Raw genomic sequence first — 3,055 nt, 5'->3', positions numbered from 1 at the left:
TTAGTGTTAGTACGCCTTTACTTACTTTTTTACCGGCATTTTGAAATACACTCCATTGCCACCGGTCATTGAGTTTATTGCCTTTAAATTCATCTTCAATTTCAAAATTTGTATTATATGCTACAGTAGGTTCCTCTATAAATTCTATCCAGTTATCGTTGGTAAATGTGAACTCTTTTAATAAACCCTCTCTTCCTGTAAAAACATTTGTTTGCTTATTGTAGCCGTGGTATAAAAAATAAAATTTGCCCTCCTTTTCTATAGGTGTACCATGACCGGGACAAATCCAACTATCATTATTTTTTAGTAAAGGGTTCTTCTCATATTTTTCCCACGGACCTAATAAGTTTTTACTGCGGGCAACACCCGTTACATAATCGCACCCGCTGCCGCAGCAGCCCGCAGCGGCATAAAAAGCATAGTAATAATCTCCGTGCCTAATCATACTTACTCCTTCTACAAGTTTTTTTTCCCAGGGTAATTCATTTTTAAACAACATTTTCTTTTCCCCAACCAGTTGGGTTCTTTCTTCATTCATTTCCATGGCCCAAATGGGAGTCGGTTTTTTTACGCTGTTACCATCTTCCTTCCATATCAGGTACAGCTTTCCATTCTCATCCCGCATGGGAAAGGCATCAATCGACCCTGCTACTTCACACATTAATGGACCGTGATCGGTATAGGGGCCTTCAGGTTTATCGGCGCTGGCAACAGCCAAACATAAGTTGCCTCCCTTTTTATGTGCAGCATAATAGATGTACACCTTTCCATTTTCGTAAGATATTTCGGGCGCCCAAAAATAGTAATCGGCCCAGGCAGGAAGGGTATTAAAAACATAGCCCTTTGTTTTCCAGTTTATCAAATCTTTCGAGTGTAATAAGGGGTATGCGGGAAACCAGTTTGAGGAAGTGGCACTGGCCCAATAGGTACTCCCAATTTTAACTACTGAAGGGTCGGCATGATCGCCACGCATTACTAATTTTTGCGCCTGTGTTGAAAAAATTGATAAAACAAATGTGAGCAAGGCAATGCATCTCTTCATGGCAATGTGTTTAATAAAGTAAATTAAAAATATTCTACTCGGGAATTTGCAGCACCTCTCCTGCTTTTACGGGTTGGCCAAAGTTGGGTGTTCCATCTGCATTCCACGAAAATTTTTGAGCACGGGGCGAACGGTTTCGGCCACAGCCCTGCCCGGGTTGTGCATTGGCATGATACAATATCCAATCCTCTTTTCCGGAGGCAGATTTAAAAAAAGAATTATGGCCAGGAGCATATACTTTATTCGATACGGATTGTTTAAAAACCGGTTCTGTTGACTTATGCCATGCAGAGGAGTCAAGCAAATTTCTTTTGCCTGTAAATTGTAACATACCCAATGCATACTGATCGGTCCAACAGCCACTGGCAGAATATACTAAAAACAATTTTTTATCATTTGCCAAAAATTGGGGTCCTTCATTTACATCCACATGAGGTGGGTTGTTCGCGTCATTAAGGTCCCCAATCTTTTCCCAGGGTAAAACCGGACTTGATATTCTTACCCTGGCGCCTTTTATAGTCCACGGATTTTTAAGCTTTGCAATGTATATATCCTGCCGGCCGTTGGTATCTCCCTCCCATCCAGACCAGGTAATGTAATGCTTGCCACGGTACTTAAAAACAGATCCATCAATGGCCCATTTATTTGTCTTATCCGAAATTTGTCCTTTAAAAATCCAGTCGCCCTGCAGAGGATCAGGTGATGAGTTTTCAATTACATAAAGCCGGTGATTTGCGTTTTTACCATCATCAGCGGCAAAATACATATACCATTTGCCTTTTAAAAAATGAAGTTCCGGAGCCCATATTTGCTTAGAATAAAGCGTACTATCCGGTGGCACCCATACCGTTTTAAATACTGCCTTATCTATCTCCGCTATATTTTTTGTTTTCCAGATTACCAGTTTATTGCCCAGGGTATGCGTGTAATAATAAAAACCATCTTTTTGAATAACCCACGGGTCGGCACCGGCGGGCAATAAAGGGTTGGTAAAAGTTTGCTGCGCTGCTGTTACCAATACCAGAACAGTAAAACATAAAGTACTAACAGCGTATTTCATCAATTTCATCACATTAAAAGATCAAGAAAAAATTATAAAATATATGCTAACGTAGGGCCGTCATAGCTAATTAGCGGGCTCGCCGGATGGTCTTGGTATGTTGGTGTTAATGAGCACCGGCTGACCAAAATTGGGTGTACCATCAGCATTCCAGGTAAATTTTTGCATCCGTGGATTTCTGGTGTCTGAACAGCCCTGTCCCGCAAAAGCATTAGCATGGTAAATAATCCAGTCTTCTTTTCCATCAGGCGATTTAAAAAAGGCATTATGCCCCGGCCCATAAGCACCGTTTTGAGGTACTTTAGCGAATACAGGTTGAGGAGTTTTTGTCCAATCTGCAGCACTCATCGGATTTCCTCCGTCTTTTAAAGTCAACATACCCAGCGAATAGTCATCTGTCCAGCAACCAGAAGCAGAGTAAACAAGAAATACTTTGCCTGCAGCGTTCTTAATAATTTCAGGACCCTCATTTACAGCAGGCGGAGCTCCAATACTCTCCCACGAAAATTGTGGTGAACTAATAAGGGATCGGGAAGTGCTTAATGTATATGGGTTAGACATTTCGGCTATGTAAATTCGTTGGGTTCTGTCTGTTGCAGATTGTTGGCCACTCCATAATAAATATCTTTTTCCTCCATGTTCAAAGACAGTTTCATCAATCGCAAAAAAATCTGCGGAAGGATCAAACAATTTGCCTTTATCTGCCCAGGTACCCTGTAATGGATCGGCGGATGAATTTTCAAGTACAAACATGCGTTGTGTACCTAAATCAGAAGCGGACGAACCAGCTGTATAGTAGGCATACCATTTTCCATCTAAATAATGCAGTTCGGGTGCCCATATATTTTGTGATTTAAGCCCGATAGAAGGTTTTGTCCAAATAGTTTGGCTGGTGGCAGTGCTTAATTTAGACATCGCTTTAGTTTGCCAAACCCTTATTCTATCGCCTGAAG

3 protein-coding genes are annotated in these 3,055 nt (G+C 41.3%); all 3 read right to left on the bottom strand.

Annotation, left to right across the window (positions count from 1 at the left end; all coding sequences use genetic code 11):
* Positions 1 to 1,042 (bottom strand): glycoside hydrolase family 43 protein (locus H7254_RS10455; protein ID WP_301932916.1); only part of this gene is annotated, 1,042 nt, incomplete at its 3' end.
* 34 nt (positions 1,043 to 1,076) lie between these two features.
* A complete protein-coding gene (locus H7254_RS10450) occupies positions 1,077 to 2,102 on the bottom strand; it encodes a glycoside hydrolase family 43 protein (RefSeq protein WP_301932915.1) in 1,026 nt (341 codons plus the stop codon).
* A 66-nt stretch (positions 2,103 to 2,168) separates the two neighbouring features.
* The coding region (locus H7254_RS10445) for a glycoside hydrolase family 43 protein (protein ID WP_301932914.1) at positions 2,169 to 3,055 on the bottom strand (887 nt) is incomplete at its 5' end.

The organism is Ferruginibacter sp., from assembly GCF_014377975.1.
Classification (GTDB): Bacteria; Bacteroidota; Bacteroidia; order Chitinophagales; family Chitinophagaceae; genus Ferruginibacter.
The sequence above is the reverse complement of the archived record's forward strand: the minus strand, read 5'-3'. Positions and strand labels throughout refer to the sequence as shown.